The 21,087-nt window shown below is 41.0% G+C and carries 15 protein-coding genes and 1 pseudogene; 12 read left to right on the top strand and 4 right to left on the bottom strand.

The genetic code is table 11. The features are described 5' to 3' along the window. The first annotated feature begins 14 nt into the window (after positions 1-14). Entirely contained in the window at positions 15-716 is a 702-nt protein-coding gene (locus PU629_RS13475; protein ID WP_275280586.1) for a PspA/IM30 family protein, read from the top strand. A 129-nt stretch (positions 717-845) separates the two neighbouring features. Continuing rightward, positions 846-2,003: a serine hydrolase domain-containing protein gene (locus PU629_RS13470; RefSeq protein ID WP_275280585.1), complete on the top strand. Its 1,158-nt coding sequence runs from the start codon at positions 846-848 to the stop codon at positions 2,001-2,003. Between the two features lie 364 nt (positions 2,004-2,367). On the opposite strand, the gene PU629_RS13465 is transcribed toward PU629_RS13470, so the two are convergent. From PU629_RS13465 to PU629_RS13455, 3 genes are read right to left on the bottom strand one after another with little or no spacing between them, the layout of a single operon-like run. Beyond that, on the bottom strand, positions 2,368-3,711 hold the full coding sequence (locus PU629_RS13465; protein WP_275280584.1) for an MFS transporter: 1,344 nt from the start codon (positions 3,709-3,711) through the stop codon (positions 2,368-2,370). A 52-nt stretch (positions 3,712-3,763) separates the two neighbouring features. Beyond that, complete coding sequence (locus PU629_RS13460; RefSeq protein ID WP_275280583.1) at positions 3,764-4,639, bottom strand: N-acyl homoserine lactonase family protein; 876 nt, start codon at positions 4,637-4,639, stop codon at positions 3,764-3,766. Between the two features lie 18 nt (positions 4,640-4,657). Next, positions 4,658-5,140 (bottom strand): hypothetical protein, encoded by a 483-nt coding sequence (locus PU629_RS13455; protein WP_275280582.1) that lies wholly within the window; start codon positions 5,138-5,140, stop codon positions 4,658-4,660. Positions 5,141-5,597: 457 nt separating this feature from the next. Here PU629_RS13455 and PU629_RS13450 point away from each other — a divergent pair, with 457 nt between their 5' ends. The 6 genes and pseudogenes from PU629_RS13450 (at position 5,598) to PU629_RS13425 (ending at position 11,616) form a co-directional block, all read left to right on the top strand. Further along, positions 5,598-6,584, top strand: coding sequence for a LacI family DNA-binding transcriptional regulator (locus PU629_RS13450; RefSeq protein ID WP_275280581.1), 987 nt, complete (start codon positions 5,598-5,600; stop codon positions 6,582-6,584). 192 nt (positions 6,585-6,776) lie between these two features. Beyond that, on the top strand, positions 6,777-8,057 hold the full coding sequence (hisD, locus tag PU629_RS13445) for a histidinol dehydrogenase (protein ID WP_481900435.1): 1,281 nt from the start codon (positions 6,777-6,779) through the stop codon (positions 8,055-8,057). A 133-nt stretch (positions 8,058-8,190) separates the two neighbouring features. Further along, positions 8,191-9,588: an NAD-dependent malic enzyme gene (locus PU629_RS13440; RefSeq protein WP_275280580.1), complete on the top strand. Its 1,398-nt coding sequence runs from the start codon at positions 8,191-8,193 to the stop codon at positions 9,586-9,588. A 285-nt stretch (positions 9,589-9,873) separates the two neighbouring features. Beyond that, positions 9,874-10,506: a DUF7986 domain-containing protein gene (locus PU629_RS13435; protein WP_275280579.1), complete on the top strand. Its 633-nt coding sequence runs from the start codon at positions 9,874-9,876 to the stop codon at positions 10,504-10,506. A 258-nt stretch (positions 10,507-10,764) separates the two neighbouring features. Beyond that, positions 10,765-11,187, top strand: a pseudogene (locus PU629_RS13430) (DUF6398 domain-containing protein). A gap of 15 nt (positions 11,188-11,202) precedes the next feature. Further along, positions 11,203-11,616 carry a calcium-binding protein gene (locus tag PU629_RS13425; protein WP_275280578.1) on the top strand — a complete coding sequence of 138 codons (414 nt, stop codon included), beginning with the start codon at positions 11,203-11,205 and terminating at the stop codon, positions 11,614-11,616. Between the two features lie 235 nt (positions 11,617-11,851). Here the strand turns inward: PU629_RS13425 and PU629_RS13420 are convergent, their stop codons facing one another. After that, entirely contained in the window at positions 11,852-12,787 is a 936-nt protein-coding gene (locus tag PU629_RS13420; protein WP_275280577.1) for an AEC family transporter, read from the bottom strand. 381 nt (positions 12,788-13,168) lie between these two features. Between PU629_RS13420 and PU629_RS13415 the strand changes: the two genes are divergently transcribed. Genes PU629_RS13415 through PU629_RS13400 form a run of 4 tightly spaced genes read left to right on the top strand, consistent with a single transcriptional unit; the run spans position 13,169 to position 20,987 of the window. Continuing rightward, positions 13,169-14,266, top strand: coding sequence for a Wadjet anti-phage system protein JetD domain-containing protein (locus PU629_RS13415; RefSeq protein ID WP_275280576.1), 1,098 nt, complete (start codon positions 13,169-13,171; stop codon positions 14,264-14,266). Further along, positions 14,263-15,756 (top strand): hypothetical protein, encoded by a 1,494-nt coding sequence (locus tag PU629_RS13410; RefSeq protein ID WP_275280575.1) that lies wholly within the window; start codon positions 14,263-14,265, stop codon positions 15,754-15,756. Before PU629_RS13415 ends, PU629_RS13410 begins: the two co-directional genes overlap by 4 nt. A gap of 16 nt (positions 15,757-15,772) precedes the next feature. After that, positions 15,773-16,528: a DUF6063 family protein gene (locus PU629_RS13405; protein WP_275280574.1), complete on the top strand. Its 756-nt coding sequence runs from the start codon at positions 15,773-15,775 to the stop codon at positions 16,526-16,528. Beyond that, positions 16,521-20,987 (top strand): hypothetical protein, encoded by a 4,467-nt coding sequence (locus tag PU629_RS13400; protein ID WP_275280573.1) that lies wholly within the window; start codon positions 16,521-16,523, stop codon positions 20,985-20,987. The genes PU629_RS13405 and PU629_RS13400 overlap by 8 nt, the downstream gene beginning before the upstream one ends. Positions 20,988-21,087 lie beyond the last annotated feature (100 nt).

Genomic DNA, 21,087 nt, shown 5'->3' with positions numbered 1-21,087 from the left:
AAGGGGATAGGGAAATGGGATTTTTTAAACGGACAAAAACGATCGTTGAATCCAAATTAAATCAATTGTTGGATTCACTAGAGGATCCTAATGCATTGCTTGATCTAAGCTATGAAAAAATGCTAACGGCCCTTCAAGACATTAAGAAGAATTTGGCAGATGTTGTCACTGAACAAAAACAGTTGGAGCATCAAGTGGCTGAGTTGCAAGATCAAGCGGAACGAGCAAGGACGGATGCCAAAATCGCACTACAATCAGGGCGTGAAGATTTGGCCAAAAGAGCCCTTCAGCAAGAACAGGATTATTTAACCCAAATTGGACCCTTACAAGAAGCCAGCCAAAGGATCACGAGTCAGGCAGATCGGTTGAAAGAAGCCGAACGAAAATTCAAGGAACGCATTAACCACTTTAAAACTCAAAAAGAGATTTCAAAAGCGACTTACAATGCGGCAAAAGCAGAAGTGAAAGTGAGCGAATCCATGGGTGGAATTGGCAAAGAATTTGGCGGAATCGGCGATACAATGAAGCGCGCTAACGACAAAACTGAAAAAATGGCAGCGCGTGCCGAAGCCCTCGAATCCCTTGCTGAAGAAGGCATTTTAGAGGATCCCCTCGACACGCGTAGCCAATTGGATAAAGATATGGATAATCTGAGGAAACAGAACGCGATCGATGATGAATTGGAAAAACTAAAAAAGGAACTAGGTGAGTCATAGTCTTAGGTCAGAAAAAGAGGATGTTTAGGGGTAACCACTAATGTGAAACGCGAGAACCGTCCCCGCGTTTCGTCCCCGCGTTTCTTCTATAAAGCTGGTTAATAGAGTAGCAGGAAAGGGGTTTGTTCAGTGACTCAATTGCATCGCTTAACTCCGCTTTTTAAACGATTCGTGGATAATGGTCCGGCGGGGTGCGCCTGTACAGTGGTAAGACAGGGGGAAACATTATATGAAGAGTACTTTGGATATGCGGATTTGGACAATCAAAAAGCGATCCAGGAGGACACGATCTACCGTATTTATTCGATGACAAAACTGGTGACGTGTGTGGCTGCACTTATGCTGTATGAACGAGGTTTTTATCAACTGAATGACCCGCTAGACGAGTACTTACCGGAATTCAAACATCTTAACGTGTATCACCAAACTGAAAACGGTTACGTGGAGGTGAAGAGGGCAGCGGGGCCGGTTCTTATCAAGCATCTCTTCTCGATGTCATCAGGGCTTTCCTACGGGGGAAAAAATTCTGAGATTGAACGGCAAACAGAGACCGTTATGACCAAAGCCAATCAAGGGAAGAACCTTCGTGAGTTGACAAAAGAGTTGGCTGCTGTGCCGCTCGCCTTTGATCCTGGGGCGCGTTGGCGATATGGAACAAGCCATGATGTGCTTGGGGCGCTTATAGAAGTCGTGTCGGGACAATCGTTTGGAGAGTTTTTGAAGCATGAAATCTTTGAACCTCTCGAAATGAAAGATACTTCATTTCGTCTATCTGAAGAAAAGCGAGAGCGACTCTGCACGATGTATCATCGCGACACCCAAGGGAATTTGACTCCCATTACCGATATGGATCAACAATTTCAAACGAATTATCAGTATGAAAATGGCGGCGGGGGACTATTGTCAACTTTAGGCGACTATACCCGCTTTGCCCAGATGCTTGCTAACGGAGGGGCTTTAGATGGCGCCCGAATTTTAAGTCCTTTTACTATAAATCTGATGAGAACAAATCACCTAAATTCGCAGCAACTTACTGATTTTGCAAACGGACAGCATCAAGGCTATGGTTACGGTTTAGGGGTCAGAGTCATGATGGACCCTGCGGCAGGCGGAAGCAACAGTTCTATTGGTGAGTTCGGCTGGGCAGGCATGGCTGGATCCTGGGTGCTGATGGATCCAAAAGAGAAGCTGTCAATCGTCTACATGCAACAAATGCTGCCAAGCCTCGAACCCTACTTTCATAACCGACTGAGGAATGTAGTGTATGGAGGGCTGGAGAGGATTTAAAGGACCATCTGTTTCAATATTTCTATTAATCAACGAGATGCGATTAGTTGAAAAGGGAAACCAAATAAAGGCTTAGAATTTTATTTAAATTTAGTATGTTATTGTGATCCAGTATCTTTAAAAGTATAAAGTCAATGAGTACGAGACTAGGATAAACTTCTAGCTCGTCCTTTTTTTACGGATGAATGTTTCATGATGTTGACGAATAATACGTTGGAAAATTAGACAAATGTTTGCTTCTATCTAAGGGATAAATAAATTACTCGGGTCACGAAAGGCATTAATATTTATGATAGGACAAAAATTTCCGAATATATAGAAAAAAACACCGTCTCTTCTAAGAAGTAAACGGTGTACGAAATTCCTATTTAATAATATCTTCTAATTCTTTTCCTGGAGCAATCTTTGGCGTACCAAAGCTGCAGAGAAAGGCAATCCAGCTGGCAACGCCTAACCAAAGGAACGTGGCGATGTTAACACCTAAAGAATGTACCATTAATTGTGAGGTGATTCCTGCAAGTAACAGGGCTCCCCAGTTGGCAAAAGACATTAAGGATGAACCTGTTCCTCTTGTTCTTGTAGGAAAGTTTTCCATCATATAAGGTATGTACACACCCATATGCCCGACGGTAAAGAAGTAGTAAGCTGACCACCAGAAGGCCATTTGAGCAGGATTATGAGTCAGAAAAGCAAAACAAGTTCCGGCAATCCCACCTAATAACAGCCAAATTTTTGAGATTTCTCTTCTTCCAAATATATTTCCTAAAAAGGCTGCCAGTAAGTAGCCAATGGCGCCAACGGCTGTTCCCCATGCATTAATAATCCAAGTATCTTTCAGATCGAACCCATGAGCAGCCGCTATACTTGGTAAGAAGAAGGCAACAGCGTAAAGACCATAATTATAAAAGAATTGCCAAACCCATAAGAGAATAGTTCTACTACGTAAATCTGAATTAAAAAGTTGGCGATAAGTAAATTGATTGACTTTATTTTTATCAACCACTTTAGTCACGGCATCACTAATCTTGTGATCTTGGGGATGACTTTTCTCTTGCTCTCGGATTCTTTTTACTTCAAGAAAACGATCGCTTTCTTTAACCCAAATTCTAGTTAGAAGGATTAGAGCAACTGGGATGAGACCAAACCAGAAAACACCACGCCATCCCCATGCAGGGACAAGTACAGCTACAACAATGGACGTTAGAAACCATCCGACAGGCCAACCGACCTGGGCAACACCCGTCCACCAACCTCTGGATTCTTTCGGTGTCCCCTCGGTAACCATTACTTGCCCAATCATCCATTCGGAAGCATTTCCTGCCATCGTTAAGCATCGGGCGATAAGAAGGGCAAAGTACCCCCCTGAAATCGCACTAAGTGCACTCCCAATTGCAGTAAAGGCAATCGTCCATTGGAAAATCACTTTCCGTCCTAAATAATCGGAGAGTGGACCGCTTATTAAAGTAGCGATACATCCAGCAACGGCCATGATCGTAATAATGGAACTAATCATCCAATCAGATAAATGAAGATCCTTTTGAATGAGTGGATAAATATTACTAAAAAAAGAACTATCCATATTAACCATTGTCCAGCCTAGAAAAGAGGAGAGGGTAACCATAAGTCCAGTTTTCCCAAGAGAGAAATTCTTCTTCCAAGAAGCGGTCTCTTTGCCGGATCCATTTTTAAAATTTCTGGGTTCGTGCATGTTCAGCCACCTTTCCGTTTTAAAAGTTGTCCTTGTAGATTTAAAAAACTTATTATCTATTAACTTTTGAACTATCGTTTTTACCAAGGGCAACTTCAACAATATGCAAATCCTTATCGGTAATACGTGATGGGAAACGCTCGACTAAGCGCTCTTCGTGGACGGGGATAATTCGATTGGATTCACGCCCGACTAAATTCATCATTTTTTCTGTAACCAAAAGCAAATTGGTCTGACTGCCAGACGCTAGGCCAACAGGCAAATAGGTTCCGTCTCCATCCCGGCCTTCCACATTTTCAAAGACATAGACTAAATCACCTGCCAAGATCCATGAATTATTTTCACTTGATTCATCTTGTCGAACACGAATGAATTGAGATCCGAACGTGTGGGTGTCAAAGGCAGAGAACAAATCGATTCCAGGCAATACGTTTTCATAATCACCGTCAATTAAAACGAGTCGACCCTCTTGGGCAAGTTTGGCTGCCCGGACAATATCACCTGGATCGAGCGCACCGGTTAGCCAATTAAATTGATTAGGTAATGACATCGCCCACATCCATTTTGAGATTTCTCGTTCTTGAACATAAAATTTGGCGTTAGGAAAGTCTTCAATATTTCCAAAGTGGTCAAAATGGGCATGAGTGACAAGAACAGTGTCAATTTCTTCAGGGGATACGCCAACTTCTTTTAATACTTCTTTAGGGCTATGCCAATTGAGGACACCAAAACGTTCGGCTAGAACTTTTCCATAGTCCCGATAGTTAAAGCCAACATCTACGAGAGCTGTATGCCCGTTTCCTTTAATTAAGGCGTAGCAGTAGGGGAGTTTAAGATGCCCTTCATTGTGTGCCCCATAAATGACACCACCAACATGGTAATCTGGTACAGCAGCGTATTCTAATACCCAAATGGAATAATCATTCATAGCAAAAACTCCTTATAATTAATGATGACCGCATGCGCAGCTTGAATCTAAAGAAACCATTTCCAATCCATTTGAAAAGTCAGTTGCCTTTTTTAAGCTTGAATAAGCCTTTTCTAAAAGGGATAAACCATAATCGTGTGATTCAGTCCCAGTTGGTTGGTCTCTTTTAATCTGATAAAATTCATACAAGTAATTGGCACTATGAAATAACTGATGAAAATGTCTTTCTGCTATAGGTGGGACTTTGATTGTACGTAAGTCTTCCATCGTCTCTCCTAATAGATCTTTTCCTAATTCAAAAGCTAATACGGCTTCTGATTTAAGGAATTTTTGATTATGGAAGAGAATCATAAAGCCACTTAAACGATGGATGATTTGCCTGAGATTTTGAAAGGGCTTTCTTATTCTGGTGAAGTAAAGAACAGCTTCTTCATGAGTGATGCCATTGATCGGATTGTGTAGAAGGTCTGTCAGGTTATGAGGTGCATTCCTATTGGGCATTTTTTCTTACTCTTCCTTTCAAGAACAGATTGGGTAAGAAGGGAAAATTATTAAAGGTTAAGTTTTGAATACGTATTCATTTGCGATTGAAGAAAACTAATAAAAATCTTCACTCCTTTCACTTCAAAAAATGTATTTAGCTGTTAAATAAAATTTAAGTTTTGAATGCGTATTCATTTGATGCTTTTCTACAGATTAACCATTACTCGAAATTTTGTCAATAATATTTAAAAATTGAGTTTGTCTTTATTTTTAGTTATTTTTCAAAAAATAGGGTCCGTCATATTTTTATTTACTAATTAATAGTTTCAAGATTTTACATTTCCTGTATTATAATTATCAGAAACGCACTTATATCTATTCTATTTTCTATAAAATTACCTGTTTTAAATAGGTTGATCCACTATCTAATGGCGAGGATACGTAATAAATCATATAAAAGAGGTTGTGACATAACATGAGAAAGGGCGTTACGGCAAAGGATGTAGCGAAATATGCGGGTGTCTCGCAATCGACTGTTTCAAGAGTTTTCTTTGAAGGAGCAACGGTTTCTGAAAAAACAAAGAAAAAGGTTTTGGCAGCAGCGGCTGAGTTAGGGTATGGTCCAAATGAATTTGCGAGAAGTTTGATTACAAATAAAACAAAAATTATTGGGCTTGTAATGAAGGGGGTTAAAAACCCATTTTATCCACATGTATTAAAAGAGTTTGCAACCGTCTTCAAAAAACTGGGCTATAGCGTTTTATTCGTCCATACTAATAATGACGAACTTCAAGAGGAAGATATTGAAACATTGCTTAATTATAAGGTGGCTGGCGTCATTATTACAGATGCCACCCTTTCTTTAAATGTTACTGAGAGTTTTAAGGAAAATAAGATTCCGCTTGTTTTCTTTAACAGGAAGGTTGATATAAAGGACTTCTTTTCGGTTTGCACCAACAATTTGGAGGCAAGCCGTCAAATAGCCGAGTTTTTAATAAAAAAAGGGTGCTCTGAACTAGTGTATATTTCGGGAAACACGAATACTTCAACAAGCAGAGAGCGTGAATCAGGTTTTTTAGAGGTAGTCAATAAGTACCAGTTACCCTATAAAAAATACACCTCTGATTATACGTTTACGGGAGGGTACAACATAGCAAAGGAGATTATTTCTCAGAACGATATACCTTCGGGGATTTTTGTAGCGAATGATATTATGGCACTTGGTGTTTTAGGAGCTTTTCGAGAACAGGGCATTCCTATTCCTAGTGAAACAAAAATAATCGGCTTTGATAATATTGAAATGTCAGCTTGGCCAACCCATAACTTAACCACTTGGGAGCAGCCGATCTCTGAAATGGTGGATCAAACTGTAAAATACATGATGAATGAGATTCAGGATTATTCGGGTATTTCCGGGAATATAGAAGTAAAAGGAAGGTTAATCGAAAGAAAAACAACCTAAGAAAAAGACTTCTTTTTTATAGAGAAAACTCCTGCATTCGAAATGTGCAGGGGTTTTCAGTTGCTCATTAATTTAAAATTAAAAGTAATTTTAATATTGCATACGTATTCATAATGAGATACAATGAAAACGCAAACAAATTACTGTGAGGTTTTTCTGCATACGCATTCATAAAATGAGGAGGAATTTATAATGAGAGTGATTAAAGCCGGCAAATCCAAAGAAGATGTTTCAAAAAATTATCAGCAGGTTTCTAAAATTGTAGCTGATGCCATACATGAGATTGAAACCCGTGGAGATGCAGCGGTCCGTGAATTCTCTGAGAAATTCGATAAATGGTCTCCGGAATCGTTCCGTTTAACAGACGAACAAATTACCGAAATTGTGGGGAAGGTTCCACAAAATGTGATTGAGGATATCAAATTTGCCCAAAAAAATATACGTCAATTTGCTGAAGCACAACTCGCTTCTTTAACGAATATTGAAGTTGAAAATATCCCGGGTGTTATTCTAGGGCACAAAAATATTCCAGTAAACAGTGTTGGCTGCTACATACCAGGTGGCCGTTATCCGATGGTGGCTTCGGCGCACATGAGCGTTTTAACAGCAAAGGTAGCTGGAGTGAAACGAGTGATCGCTTGTACACCACCTATTAATGGGGAAGTGCCGAATGCGACGATTGCGGCGATGCATTTAGCAGGGGCAGATGAAATTTACTTATTAGGCGGCATTCAGGCAATGGCGTCTATGGCAATTGGTACGGAAACGATTCAACCGGTCGATATGATCGTAGGGCCGGGTAATGCTTTTGTTGCAGAGGCGAAGCGCCAATTATATGGTCGTGTGGGTATTGATTTATTTGCAGGACCAACTGAAACATTGGTTATTGCGGACGACACAGCCGATGCTGAAATGATTGCCACCGACCTTCTAGGACAAGGCGAACATGGACCGACATCACCTTGTGCACTAATTACCACTTCTGAACATTTAGCTCATGAAACCCTGAAAGAAATTGAAAGACAGCTTAAAGTGTTGCCAACTGCAGATGTGGCAAGTGTCTCCTGGGCCGATTATGGTCAAATTTTACTAGTTGATAGTATTGAAGAGGCTTTAGTGGAAGCTGATAAATTAGCCTATGAACACGTTGAAGTCTTAACGGAAGATCCGGATTATTTCTTAGAGAACATGACCAACTATGGCTGTCTATTCTTAGGACCAGAAACAAACGTCGCATATGGTGATAAAGTTATTGGAACCAATCACACACTGCCAACCAAAGGGGCTGCTCGCTATACGGGCGGTTTATGGGTAGGGAAGTTTATTAAAACTGTTACTTATCAAAAAGTCTCGCCTGAAGCTTCGGCTTATATTGGGGAATACGCGGCAAGACTCTGCCAACTTGAGAACTTTGCGGGTCACGCCGAACAGGCCCTTTTACGAGTTCGCCGCTATGCAAAAGTAAATAACTAATTTAAACATGTCATACCAGAATAGGGATACCGTCTTTTGACGGTACCCCTTAAAAGTTTTTAAATTTGTGCGAGACGGCACACACTGATCAATCAAGGTTTTTCTATGAAAGTTTAAAAGAAGGAGCACATTCATGGCCTATAATAATTTAATTGCCCGAGTTGAATTGACTCATGTTTCTTTTGGTGAAGTGGCTTCGATCATTGGCGAATGCGGTGGGGATATTATTTCCATTGACATGATCAGTTCCAGTGGGACCACTTCGGTTCGGGATATCACGATTTCTGTAAAAGATGTTGAAGAACAAAAGGTGCTCGATTGTTTAAGAGCGACTAAAGGTGTTCGCGTGATTAACGTTTCCGACCGCACGTTTCTCGCCCATCTAGGAGGAAAAATATCAACGAATACCAAGATTCCTATTAAAAATAGAGATGATTTGTCCAGAGTATACACACCTGGAGTGGCGCGGGTCTGCGCTGCCATTCATGAAGATGAAAAGAAGGCGTACTCCTTAACGATCAAGCGAAATACGGTAGCGGTCGTGACAGATGGGAGTGCAGTGCTTGGGTTAGGAGATATAGGACCTCTAGCGGCAGCACCCGTCATGGAAGGGAAAGCAATGCTATTTAAGCAATTAGCTGATGTAGATGCCTTTCCGATTTGCTTGGATACGCAAGACACGGAAGAAATTATTCGATCTATTAAAAACATTGCCCCGATCTTTGGCGGTATTAATTTAGAAGATATTAGCTCACCGCGGTGTTTTGAAATTGAAGCCCGCTTATCAGAAGAGTTAGACATTCCGATTTTTCACGACGATCAACACGGGACAGCGGTCGTGGTGCTGGCAGGACTTTTAAATGCCTTAAAAGTGGTCGGAAAACAAATTGAGGATGTCCGTGTTGTGGTTAATGGAATTGGAGCAGCAGGTGTCGCCATCTGTAAAATGCTTTTGAATGCGGGTGTGACCAAGTTGGTTCCAGTTGATAAAGACGGTGCGATTACTTACGGGGCTAAGTATGACTACCCGATGTGGCAGTGGCTGGCTGAGCAGGAACAAGTAGAAAGTCAAAAAGGAAGTCTTAAAGAAGTGATCCAAGGCGCCGACGTGTTTATTGGTGTCTCGCGCGGAAATATATTAACTGCCGAAGATATTCAGAAAATGGCTGAAGACCGGATTGTGTTCGCAATGGCTAATCCTGATCCGGAGATTGCGCCTGAAGAAGCGCTGGAACATGTCCGAGTTTTTGCGACAGGGCGCAGCGATTACCCGAACCAAATTAACAATGTGTTGGTGTTTCCAGGAATCTATCGCGGTGCACTCGATTGCCGTGCAAGCGCAATTAACGAACCTATGAAACTCGCAGCAGCACGCGCGATTGCCTCTGTCGTAACCGATACCGAATTAGACGAGCAATACATCATTCCAAGTATTTTCAACGAAACCGTCGTCTCCAAAGTCCGCTATGCCGTCATAGAAGCCGCTATCATAACAGGTGTAGCCCGCCGCATTCCGCCGGAGTTTAGATAGGGGGGGCGATAGAGGGGGCAGTCCCTCACGAAAACCTAAAACGTCCGTAAGCTTTGATTTCGCTTTATCGATTTAAAGTAAGTGGGGACAGACCTAAAAAGCCGGAAAACCTTAAAAATCAAGGTTTTTCGGCTTTTGTGTTGTTCAATGTGATGAAAAGGGGGACTGACCCCTTTAATGTAATGGGGAATGTGAAAAGGGGGACAGTCCCCATTAGCTTTATGCTATAATTTTGTTTGAAATTAAATCAGATTTGGGGACTGTCCCTATTAAAGGAGCATTGAGATGAGTCTATTAGATCAATATAAAAACTATAGGAACTTGCAAGTTGAATTGCATACCAAAATATTGGATGAATGTATTAATGATGATGATTTTTTGGAAGCGGGTAATGAAATAGGAGTACTGAAAAATAATCAGATTGTGGTTAAATATCCGAATGAGGAAGATTTTATTTATGATTTTCTTATCTATGAAAATCGTAATGACGGAGAGCGTGCTTTAAATGAATATATTAATAAGGGCATCGAAACTCGCGAAGAGGAAAAAGTTCTATTAAATGCCATGACGCAATCGGTTCATTCTCTTTATAGCATCATTGATGTGGATAAAGAAAAGAACATGTTGGTTCTAAATGATTTATTAACTAACAAGGTCATCCATTTAATCGATTTTGGTTTTAGTCAAAATGCTAATAATAATTTACTTTTGTATTGCAGATTGATGGATTTAGGTGAATTTTACATGACATCTGGTCTTGCTTTCTTGTTTAAGAAGGATCATAAAGATTATTTACTGAAAAAAAGTCGTAAGTTAATGAAAAAAATAAATAGCGGTAATGATTCAAAAGACAGACTCCTTGCCTATTTTTGGCTGAACAGAAAAGATGGTATACCAACTCTTCTTGAGCAGGTTTGATAGAGGGAGGACCCCTCTGTTTCATATCTGACTAAAGTAAAAATATAGCTTTTTCTCTTCTCTAGATGGTTTGGGTAAGAAGGAATTGTATGTTTATACGGTCTGGCAAGCTGAACCGTTTTTTCACTAATATGGCGGTTTGGCTTTGTCATTATGCCCACCCACATTGGCCTTGTTCTCCCTATGATTGGGACGTTTCATTAAAGCCTATTATTATAGTAAATACTTTTTATAAAGGAAAATAGGGAGGGTACTCCAGTGGCGGCAACCAAAGAAAAAATTGCGGAAAAGAAAGAGGAATTGAAGAAATTAACCTTAGCGTTTAGTGGTGAATTTTTAAATGAAGATTACGATGAGGTTATTGAAAAATTAATAAATAAACTAGCTAGAAAAAGAGAGGTTCCGTTTGTTTCAGGCCGCATTAAGATCTGGGCAGCGGCGGTTATTCATGCACTCGGAACGATCAATTTTTTATTTGATAAAGCGAGTCAACCCTATGTCTCTGTATAAGGCATTAATGAATATTTTGGAACAAAACAGAGTACGACATCACAGAAGTCAAAGAAGATTCAAGATATGTTTAAGTTGACCTATTTTGATCAGGATTTCTCCATACCGTCAGTTGCTCAAGATAACCCTTTTAATAATCATTCAATAATAGATGGATTTATTGTTCCATAGGAATTGATTGAGGAGATGGCAGTAGAAGTTGAGGAATGGGAATATCAAGCGGCACAACTATTAGGGGTCAATGACCTTAAGAGAGGGAACAAGTACAAAGAAAGCACTAAATACCAATTGCTTAATGTAAATGACGAGAGTTTAAGGCGCTACTATAGCTATCTAGAGAATCACTTAGCGTTCCCATTTTCAACAACATATAAAGAAGAGACGGGCTATTTAGAAGTCGCAGAATTTGAAGTGAATTGTCTTCGCTTAGATCCAGTCGTACAAGTGGACGATTATGATGGAGTTCTTCTTGAATGCAGGCAAGGAAGGAAAAATGTCCTTGTGCCTTTAGCTGTCATTTTTGTAGATAAAGGAGACACCAATCTTAAGGAGATCGATTTGTATCAGGAATGGTTTTGGAATTACCGTTCAGCTTTTTAGAACGTTTAATAGTGCAGTATTTGCTAAAGTATGGGGGTCAGTCCCCTCACAAAAAGCTAAAACGCTTGTAAGCTTTGATTTCGCTTTATCGATTTAAAGTAAGTGGGGACAGACCTAAAAAGCCGGAAAACCTTTAACATCAAGGTTTTCTGGCTTTTCTGTTGTTCAATGTGATGAAAAGGGGGACTGACCCCCAAAAAAAGACGATGTGATGAAAAGGGGGACTGACCCCCAATCAAATGACCCATTTTTTTATCAAGACGATGAGAACAGGTAAGAAAAGAAACGACAGCAGCGTTGTGTATAAAATACATTTTGAAACTAATTTGGGTGAAGCGTTAAATTTTTGTGCTAATATGACGGCATTGACCGCAACAGGCATACAAGCGAGAACGAGTAGGACGGATTCTAGAATACCGTGAATGTGCAGCAAGTAGAAGCATAGAAGGGCAATAAAAGGACTTAAAACGAGCCGAGTCAAGAATCCGACCCATAATGAAAGTTGTGCTTTATGTTCCTCTTTTGCCATGACGACACTTGCCATCTGAGCACCTAATATGGTCAATACGATTGGGGAATAGGCATTGGAAACCATAGTAATGCCTTTTGCTATCCCTCCTGGCATATGTAAATCAAACATTCGGAATAGAATGGCTGCAATGGAGGCATAGATGGCTGGAAGAGTGAAAATCGATTTTAGGGCATTTTTTACCGAAAATTGCGATCGGGCAGCAAAATAAATGCCAATGGTGTTGACAATAATCATTTGCATGATGACATAGACGGAAGCCTTATCTAATCCTGCTTTTCCAAAAGCCAATAAAACAAGTGGCAATCCGTAATTAACACTGTTGGTGAAAGTGGAAACTAAGGTTAATCCTGCGGTCTCATCCGACGGTAATTTAAAAAGCTTTCCGAAGGCGTTGGCCACAGCCCATAAAAGAATCAGGTTCAATACAGAAAAAGCAAAGGTCTTAAAAACGTCACCGTGTGAAATTTGAGCCTTTGTTAACGTATCGAAAATAAGAGCTGGTGTAAAAAAGTATAAGGTTACCGTGATAAATGGCTTCGTATCAAGATTTTTAAATCGAAATAAAATAGCTCCCATTACTACAGGAATGAAGAGCGGTACAATGACTTGCCAAAGTGTTGACAAAATAGCTTCGATCATCGCAAAAATACTCCTTTTATAATAGAAAATAAATTAATAAGGTACTTTTCTATGATAAAGGAAAAAGGACTGAATGAATAGTTAGGGGTCAGTCCCCCACAAAACTTAGAAACCTCTAAAAACCTTGATTTTGCTTTATTACTTTAAAGTGGGTGGGGACGGAGCGGAAAAGCCAGAAAACCTTTTAAATCAAGGTTTTCTGGCTTTTCTGTTGTTCATTATGATGAAAAGAGGGACAGTCCCCCAAAAAAAGAGGGACAGTCCCCCAAAAAAAGAGGGACAGTCCCCCAAAAAAAGGAACTGCCCCCCTTAAACACTTAAACAATTTTTAGTAGAATAGAACTATATCGTTAAAAAATGTGTCGAAGGGTGGAAACGCCTGTGATAGATAGAATGAAACAATGGCTTTTGGCTTATTTGGACGATAGGCGTTTGGTGGGAAGAAGAAAGAAACTGTCATATAAAGAGCTTGAAGACTATTTAATTACCAAAAAATTTTCTGGCCTAGTGAGTTATCAAGAGGCGGATGGGTATCGGTTATTTGTCCAAGTGATGTCGGAGTTGGAGAAAGAGGGACATCTGTTACCAATCAAGAAAAGCGGGTTAAACGGGAGATTTCCTCCTTTGCCGAGTCAATGGTGGCTGCAGCCAAAAGTGTTTGATAATCTGTGGAATGAAACGAAGGTGCTGGCGTTATCTGATTTATTAGATCTCAGCCGATACAGACAGAATCCAGAGTGGCAAACGGTGGAAGAATGGGAACATATTGAAGCCATCTATTCTTTTCTGAAAAATAAGGACATGTTTAATTGGGTCACGAGGGAAGAGCGGGCTTTCCAATTATTTAAGGATGAAAAGTTTTTCACAAAAGAGGGCCGTTTCTTGTTACAGAGGCTTCAGCTCACACTGAAAGATTTAAAGGCTAATGTTTACGGGGAACCGTTTGTCTTTTGGCCATCCCCGACGACCACCATTAAAGAGGCTAAAACGATCTTAATCGTGGAAAATCTATCCTTCTATCATACATGCAGGCGGTTAATGGATCAACATCAAGCCATTGTGGGGATTCAACCAGAGTTACTCATCTACGGCGAGGGCAAAAAGATCGAAAGCAGCCTAAGCTTTTTAGAAAAAATCACAAATGTGGATGCGCATGTCGTCATCCATTATGCAGGGGATATGGACCCCGAGGGCTGGGGGATTTATGTCCGATTATGTCAGGCTTATCCAGATTACAAGATTCAGCTGGCGGGTCCCATTTATCAGGCGATGGCTGACAAGGGAATGACAAATAAAGTAGATAAAGAGCAAAATGAAAATCGAACGTATTTGAAGCAGGTGACAACGGAATGGGCAGCTCAAGGCTATGGTCAGTTGGCCAAACTGACTGAGGAGCTATGGAAGAAGAAAGAACGGATCCCGCAAGAAACCTTGTCACTGGACACCATTCATTCAGCAACCAAAGGAGCTACACTATGAAGGCACGCTGGCAAGGCTTTGGCGAGCGCATTAAACGCTTGAATCCGATTTGGAATCTGGCAACGGGAATGCAACTGTCGAGTCTTAAAGATTACGCTCACATGCTTGGATTAAGTGTTTTGCTTGAGATGTTTTACCGGGAAATTGAAAATAACCATAACCGAAAAAAGATGGATCTCATTGATATTGCGAAATCGTGTCTAGACGATCTCCCAATCGAGAATAAACTGGATATTAATGATGACGTTATAGAACGATTTGTAAATGGTTTGCTTTGGAGTGGTCAATCTGAGCTTCAGCAGCCTTTTACGGCGAAATGGTTTGATGAAAAAGAGGATCAGATAAAAGAGCAGCGGTTTCGTTATTTCGTTGAAGATCGAGGAGCTTCGCAGTGGGAAAGAGGCGGAAAAACGGTCTATCAATGCTCGGATGAAGCAAAAGAACTTATTTTTATGAGTCGTGAAATCCTCCAGGAACTTGAAATTACGATCGATCAGTTATATATCGAGCATTTATTAAAAAATGGCCATTTTAATCAAGCCTTGTCTGGCCTTGATGATTTAATGGCTCGTGTAAAACGAATGATTGCAAGAGAAATCGATTATCAAGACAGAATGAAGCGCGATCCAAAAGTCATTTTTCAGCAAGGGGTGGAACTGCACGCCCAGCGTGAACAAGAAGTGAAACAGCAATTTCAAGAAGAAAAACAACGGTTTTTTCAAATGAGATCTCTGATTAACCGTCTTCAAAACTCGCAAGAACAATATGAAGTCTCGGAAAAACTTGAACAAACACGGAAACTGCATGACCAGCTCGCGGGGCAAGTCATTAATAATATTCGTCTCGAAATTGATTTGCGCTATGAATTTCCGAATCTGTTCTGGAAGCAGAATCATATTTCCTTTCAAAAAAGTTATTTCCAAGATTGGATCGCAGCAGAAGGATTACCTCAGCCGGACAATATGACGATGATCCTAGAGCCTCTCTTTTCCCCAAGACCTGACTTTATTTATCCGCTTGACTGGAGCTGGATGGAACAAGAAACTGAGATGACTAGAGAAGAAAAGCCAGAGAACGACACCCCTGAAGAAGACCCGATCACGTATCGAAAACGAGAAGTGGATTGGGAGAAAATTGTGTTGCTGTGGGAACCGCTTTTTGTTGAACTGCTTGAAAAAGGAGAGGTTCATCTATCCAAATTAAGGGATCTATCTGAAACGCTTCAAAAGAAATGGCTGGAACAAAAAGAAGCGATAGACTTATGGCTGCTGTTTCATAGTGAACCTCTAATGATTTCAATCGCGGATTTGGAAAAGGAACAGACAGACGAACGCCTGCTTCTCATTCAAAAATTGCATGAACGTCAAGAGCGCTTCTCGCGGCTTGATGGGAAACAAATTGTGTCCGCCATTGATCCGAACGAGCCCATGATCGAATGGACAGGCATCAGTATTTCACCATTCATTCTAAGATTAGAGCAACCATTTTAGGAAAGGAAGTGGACGGATGAGTATCTCTTCACAACAATTACAAGATGCCTCTCGGATATTTTTCCAACTCTTAAATCAAAAAACGTTGTCCATACACGATCCCGTTATCAGTCCTTATTTTGAAGAGGATGGGGACGGCGTTAGAGAAGCGTTGAAAATCTTAGCCGATGAATCAGGAACGCGAATTTTGCAAACGGCTGAACGCATTCATCTAGTGGCCAGGCCAGAAGGCTCGCTTTTTGCTACCTCCTTTTCTCAAATGAAAAAGAGGTATGGTGACATCGAAAACAAAAAATACTTTTATTTAATCAACCAGATCATATTTGTGTTCTTGGCAGAAATTGATCTTCCCTCAAGCGCGACGGTCCGCTGGGAACATGCTGGCGTGTCCTATTTCTTATTAGAGAAGAATGTGTCACAGCTCCTTTCCCAATGGAAAAAAGAAGATCAGGAAACAGAGGGGAAATTTAGTGAGTCTTATGGGCTTGCCGTGAAAGAAATGGCCGAATTATGGGAGTCGATGGCGGTGCATTCCGATCAAGACGATCAGGATGACCGAATTATTGGAACGAGGAAATCCCATATTGGCGTCATTCATATCGCTATGAGATTACTGAGAGATGAAGGCCTTGTCTTCATTGTGGAGGACGAGAAACGGGCCATTCCTAAGAAAGAACTTTATGAGCGGTTAGAAAATGGCTATCATCAACAAGCGCGTTATGAAGAAATGAGAGAATTGATTTTAGCCAGTAGGAGAGACGCCCATGCCTAGAATCGAAAAAGTAAGAATCAGCGGTCTTCGTTATGACAAGATGAAAAAAAGGTATGACAATCTGACCTTCGATTTTACCAATGAAGCAGAGCCTCAGCATACCTTACTGACATTAGTCAACGGCGGGGGAAAAGGCATGCTGCTGCAGATGCTTTTTCAATTAGTCATGCCGCTGACAACCTGGGGGAAGAACGGTGAAAACCATATTGATGCCCTCTTTTATAATGATAAACAACAATTTATTCCCTACACCTTTCATGTTGCCTTGGAGTGGCGGTTAGACACCGATCCTTGCGAATGGTTAACGACGGGGATCTGTGTGACGGCGCAAAAGAAATATGGCCAAGAGGAAGAGGAATCGGAGACAGAACCTCAGTATTTCCTCTACACCAGCAATTACAGGAAGCCAACCGAGTGGCCGCTGTCAGCATTACCTTTTTACAATGAAGAGGCGCGGCAAGCCATTGATTATGAGGACTGGGAAACGTGGCTGAAAAACCATAAGTCTGATTTTCATATTTATACGAAATCTAAATTAACGGCCTACCGTCAATTTCTGGCTTCTTATGGGATTGAGTACAATGAGTGGCGGCAGATGAAAGACATCAACCGGGATGAAGGCGGGATTGAACACTATTTTAAAAAGGGATTAGACAATTTTGGATTGTTTCATCACCTCATCATTCCCGAAATCAGCCAGTATCTTCAAGATGAACAAGAAGAGAATCTTGTCAAAATTTTCAAAGACAATGCTATTATTGCTCAAAAGCTGCCTAAACTGCTGAAACGAGAAGCGACCTATCGGCTTCTAAACGAACATTTGCTGCCTGTTCAAGCGGTGTTAGATCAAGGGAAAGAGATCGAGAAAGCGTTAACCGAGCATCATGAGTATGCCAATTATCTCTATACCGGAATGAGGAGCCTGCATCAGACCTATCTCCTCGATCAGGAAAAATGGAATGAAGAAAAGAAACAGACCGAACAGATAAGAAGAGATTATCAATGGCAGGAGCAAAATTTGGAGTACGCCTCCGAATACCGTGAACAGCTTGGAAAGTCGGAAAAACTGGCTGAGTTGCAAAAACAGTGGAGTGATGCGACAGAGGCCTTGGCTCAATTGAAAAATCAGAGGAATCACCTCGAAATAGATATAGCGCGGCTGGATTATGAGGAAGTGACTCGTCAATTACATCCTATAGAAGAACAGATTCGGGAGCTGGAAAACTCACAGCATGGGCAAGAGGAGAAGGAAGAGCGTGAGCAGATTGAACACCAATTGAAAGAACATTGGAAGGAGATCGAAGCTGCCTTAAAAGAAGACATTGAAAAGTATTATTATTTAAAAGACTCATTCGATCAAGAGATTCACGTTTTAGACAATAAAATAGAGCAGGAAACGAGAAACAGCTCGCAAAATTTGGGAAAGTTAAATAGCTTTACGGAAGCCATTAAAGTCCATAATGAACAGGCGATCCACATGGCCCAGCAATTTGGCCCGGAGATTAACCGAAATCCGGAAGCGGTCTATAACCGGACTTTGAGGGCTAAGAAAAAACGGGAGGAAGAAGAAACGGCACTGACGAATGAGAGGAAAGCTTTAGAGGCCAAAAAAGAAGATTTGGGTAAGCGATTAGGAGGCATTGACCAGGCGATCAAGCAGAAAGTGAAGGAGCTTGAAGGGTGCCAAAAACGTATTGCCGAACAAGTCGAATCAGAGGAAGCCTTTCATAAAAAGTGGGGGCATTATTTTCAGCTTGACCAAGCGTATCAACCTTATAAGGATCATGATTGGGAAGCGGCTGACCAAGCGTTAACTACTGAAATGGCCGCGCTTGATCGCGCTTTAGATAACCTGAAAAAGGATTATTGGAATCATCAACTCGATACAGCCCTTGTGAATGATGACTACTGGATTCCAAATAACGATGTTCGAAAGCTGGTTGAACAGCTAAAAGAATCCGGGGTGCAAGCTTATTACGGGACGGAATTAATTCAGCAGCTATCAATGGATGAACAGGCTGAAATGAAAGTCCATTTCCCTTTATTACCTTATGGGGTTGTCATTCTTGAACAGGATCTTAAGCAGTGCCAGAACCAGAGCATAAAAGAGCTCTTCCTTCACGCCCCTGTTCCCCTATTTATAAGGGAGAGAATGACGCAGACGATCACGTATCCCTTTGAGATGATCCAAGAAATTGGGTTTGAGATGGCTTTTAATGAAGAAAAGTGGACGGAATGGAAAGCGACTTTATCCCGCCAGACGGAGGTTTACCAAACTGGGATCGACCAGGTACAAGAAAGGATTCGTCAAACCAATCACCTTTCTCAAATCATGAAAGAATTGCGCAGTACGAGTTTGGAACAGCTTCAGACAGAAGAAGGCGGCCTTCAATTGGAGCAAACCCAATTGCTTCAAGATCAAAAAACACTCTCAGAGGAATGGGCGACCACGCTTCATCGTCTTGAAGAATTAGAGAAGGCACTAAAGGAAATCCGAAGTGACTTAGACCAATTAAAGCAAGATGGTTTTACGCTTAAGGATTGGGACACAAAGCATGCGGTCTATTTAGAAACACAGACAAAGAAAGAAAAAGCCCAAGAGCAGCAGGCCCAAATCGAGGACAAGTTGAGGGAACTAAAAGCGGCGGTTCAGTCAAAGAGAAAAGAATGGGAGAATTGGAACAACCTGTACTTAAAGTGGGAAGCGCAACAAATCGTTGATGTGAATCAATTAAAAGACATTTTGAATACAATTCAGTTTCCAGTTACTGAGCATCACGATCCAAGCGGTAAGCCGACCTTTAACCCGTCTTTATTTCAAGCGGTTAAGCCCAAAATGGATCGCTGGCATAAATTGCAAGATAAGATCAACAGCTTGGATGCCGACCTGGCCGTCCTAAAAACTAAATATGACACCCAGCTAAAGGTTAGAGAAGAAAAATTAAACGCTCTTCAGCAATTGGATGTGAATGGGTCGGAGAGGGAGCTTCCGAATTTACCAATGGCCATTTTAAAGGATCAGCTCCAAGACACCCAATCAAAGAGTCAGAAATTATCCACCCAAATTATCGAATTGGATAAAACACAATCGATCATTCAAGGTGAATTGAATCAGATCCTCAAACGATTAGGGAACTTAGAAACAACTAGTTTGAAAATGTGGCAACGGGCAGCAGAGCCTTGGGAGTCTCTTAACCTAGAAGAAAAAAGAGATGAAATTGCAGAAAAATTAACGAAGCTTACAGAAGATATAAGGACGCAAGAAGGATTTATTCAAGAAGCAGAACAAAGACAGCGGGAGCTCGAAAGTCAAATTCAGCTTTTGCAATCACATATCAGTCATCTCTATGAACTAGGCGAAACGCCTGAGCCTTTAAGGCAAAAGCTTAAGTCGAATGCCCGACAAGTCATCTCAGAATGGGTCGCTAAAAATAAACAAGTGAAAGAAGAAAAGCAAGGCTTTGAGAGAACTTTTAAAGAACGATTAAAGGATTTACGTAATATCATTCAATCGGATCAATTGGATGGACCGCTTCGCACCCAGTTGAATCAACTCATTCCGCAGTTGGAATCCGATTCGATTCTCTCAAGTCTTAGCATTGTTGAAAGTGTTTTAAGTCATATTCAGATGGAGCAGCAGCAAATCAAGCAAGATAAACAGACCGCTGAACAGGCACAAGAAGTATGGGTCGATCGAGCGGTGTATCGTTTGGTCACCATTTTGGAGATGCTCAAGCAAATGGTCAATCGGATGAAGGTGAAAAATAAGGAAGGGCATTATTTTCCGTTAGTGGAGATAAGCAGACTGAATGAATTAGTCTCTAAGGAAGAGGAATCTTACAGGCGATTGTTAAGTGAGCATTTTGTTCAGACGATCGAAAAATTAATTCATGATGGCACCCTCATTGAAAATTTATCGGATGCTGAGATAAAAAAATATATGAGTGACAGTCAGCTCGTCTTAGTCGGTTTAAGAAATCAGTATCCAACCTTATCGATTTATAAGCCTCAAACCACCAATGCCTTTTTATATGAAAAACCAAGACGTCACCATTATACAACCTGGGAAACGTTAAACAAGGGGTCAAAGATTGAGGCAAAAGGCAGCGGCGGCCAGCTATTAGCCGCTCGAACGATGATTATGATGATGATCATGACCTTTAAACGAAAGCAGCAGGACACCAATTGGTCTGTCTTAATCACGGACAATCCATTTGGACAAGCGGTATCTGCTCACATCCTTGACCCGATCTTTTCTATCGCCGAAATCCTTCGCTTTCAATGGATTGTTCTCGCTCCGCCAGAGTTAATAAAATTAGACGTCAGCCGCCGTTTCCCTGTCTATTGGAAGCTTGAACTTCAACCCAATCGACAAGGCGAAGTGGTGACAGAAATCTTACAGCATGGCGGCAGAACCTTTGAAGAAGACTATGATTTGTTTAGCTTGGATGAATTGTAAAAAGAAAAATCCCTGCCATCAAATTTTACTGGCAGGGATTTCACTTCAATGCATTAAAGTGAGTGGGGACAGAGCTAAAAAGCCGAAATACCTTAAATAT

This window comes from Pullulanibacillus sp. KACC 23026, assembly GCF_029094525.1.
Taxonomy (GTDB): domain Bacteria; phylum Bacillota; class Bacilli; order Bacillales; family Sporolactobacillaceae; genus KACC-23026.
This window is presented reverse-complemented; position numbering and strand designations above follow the sequence as displayed.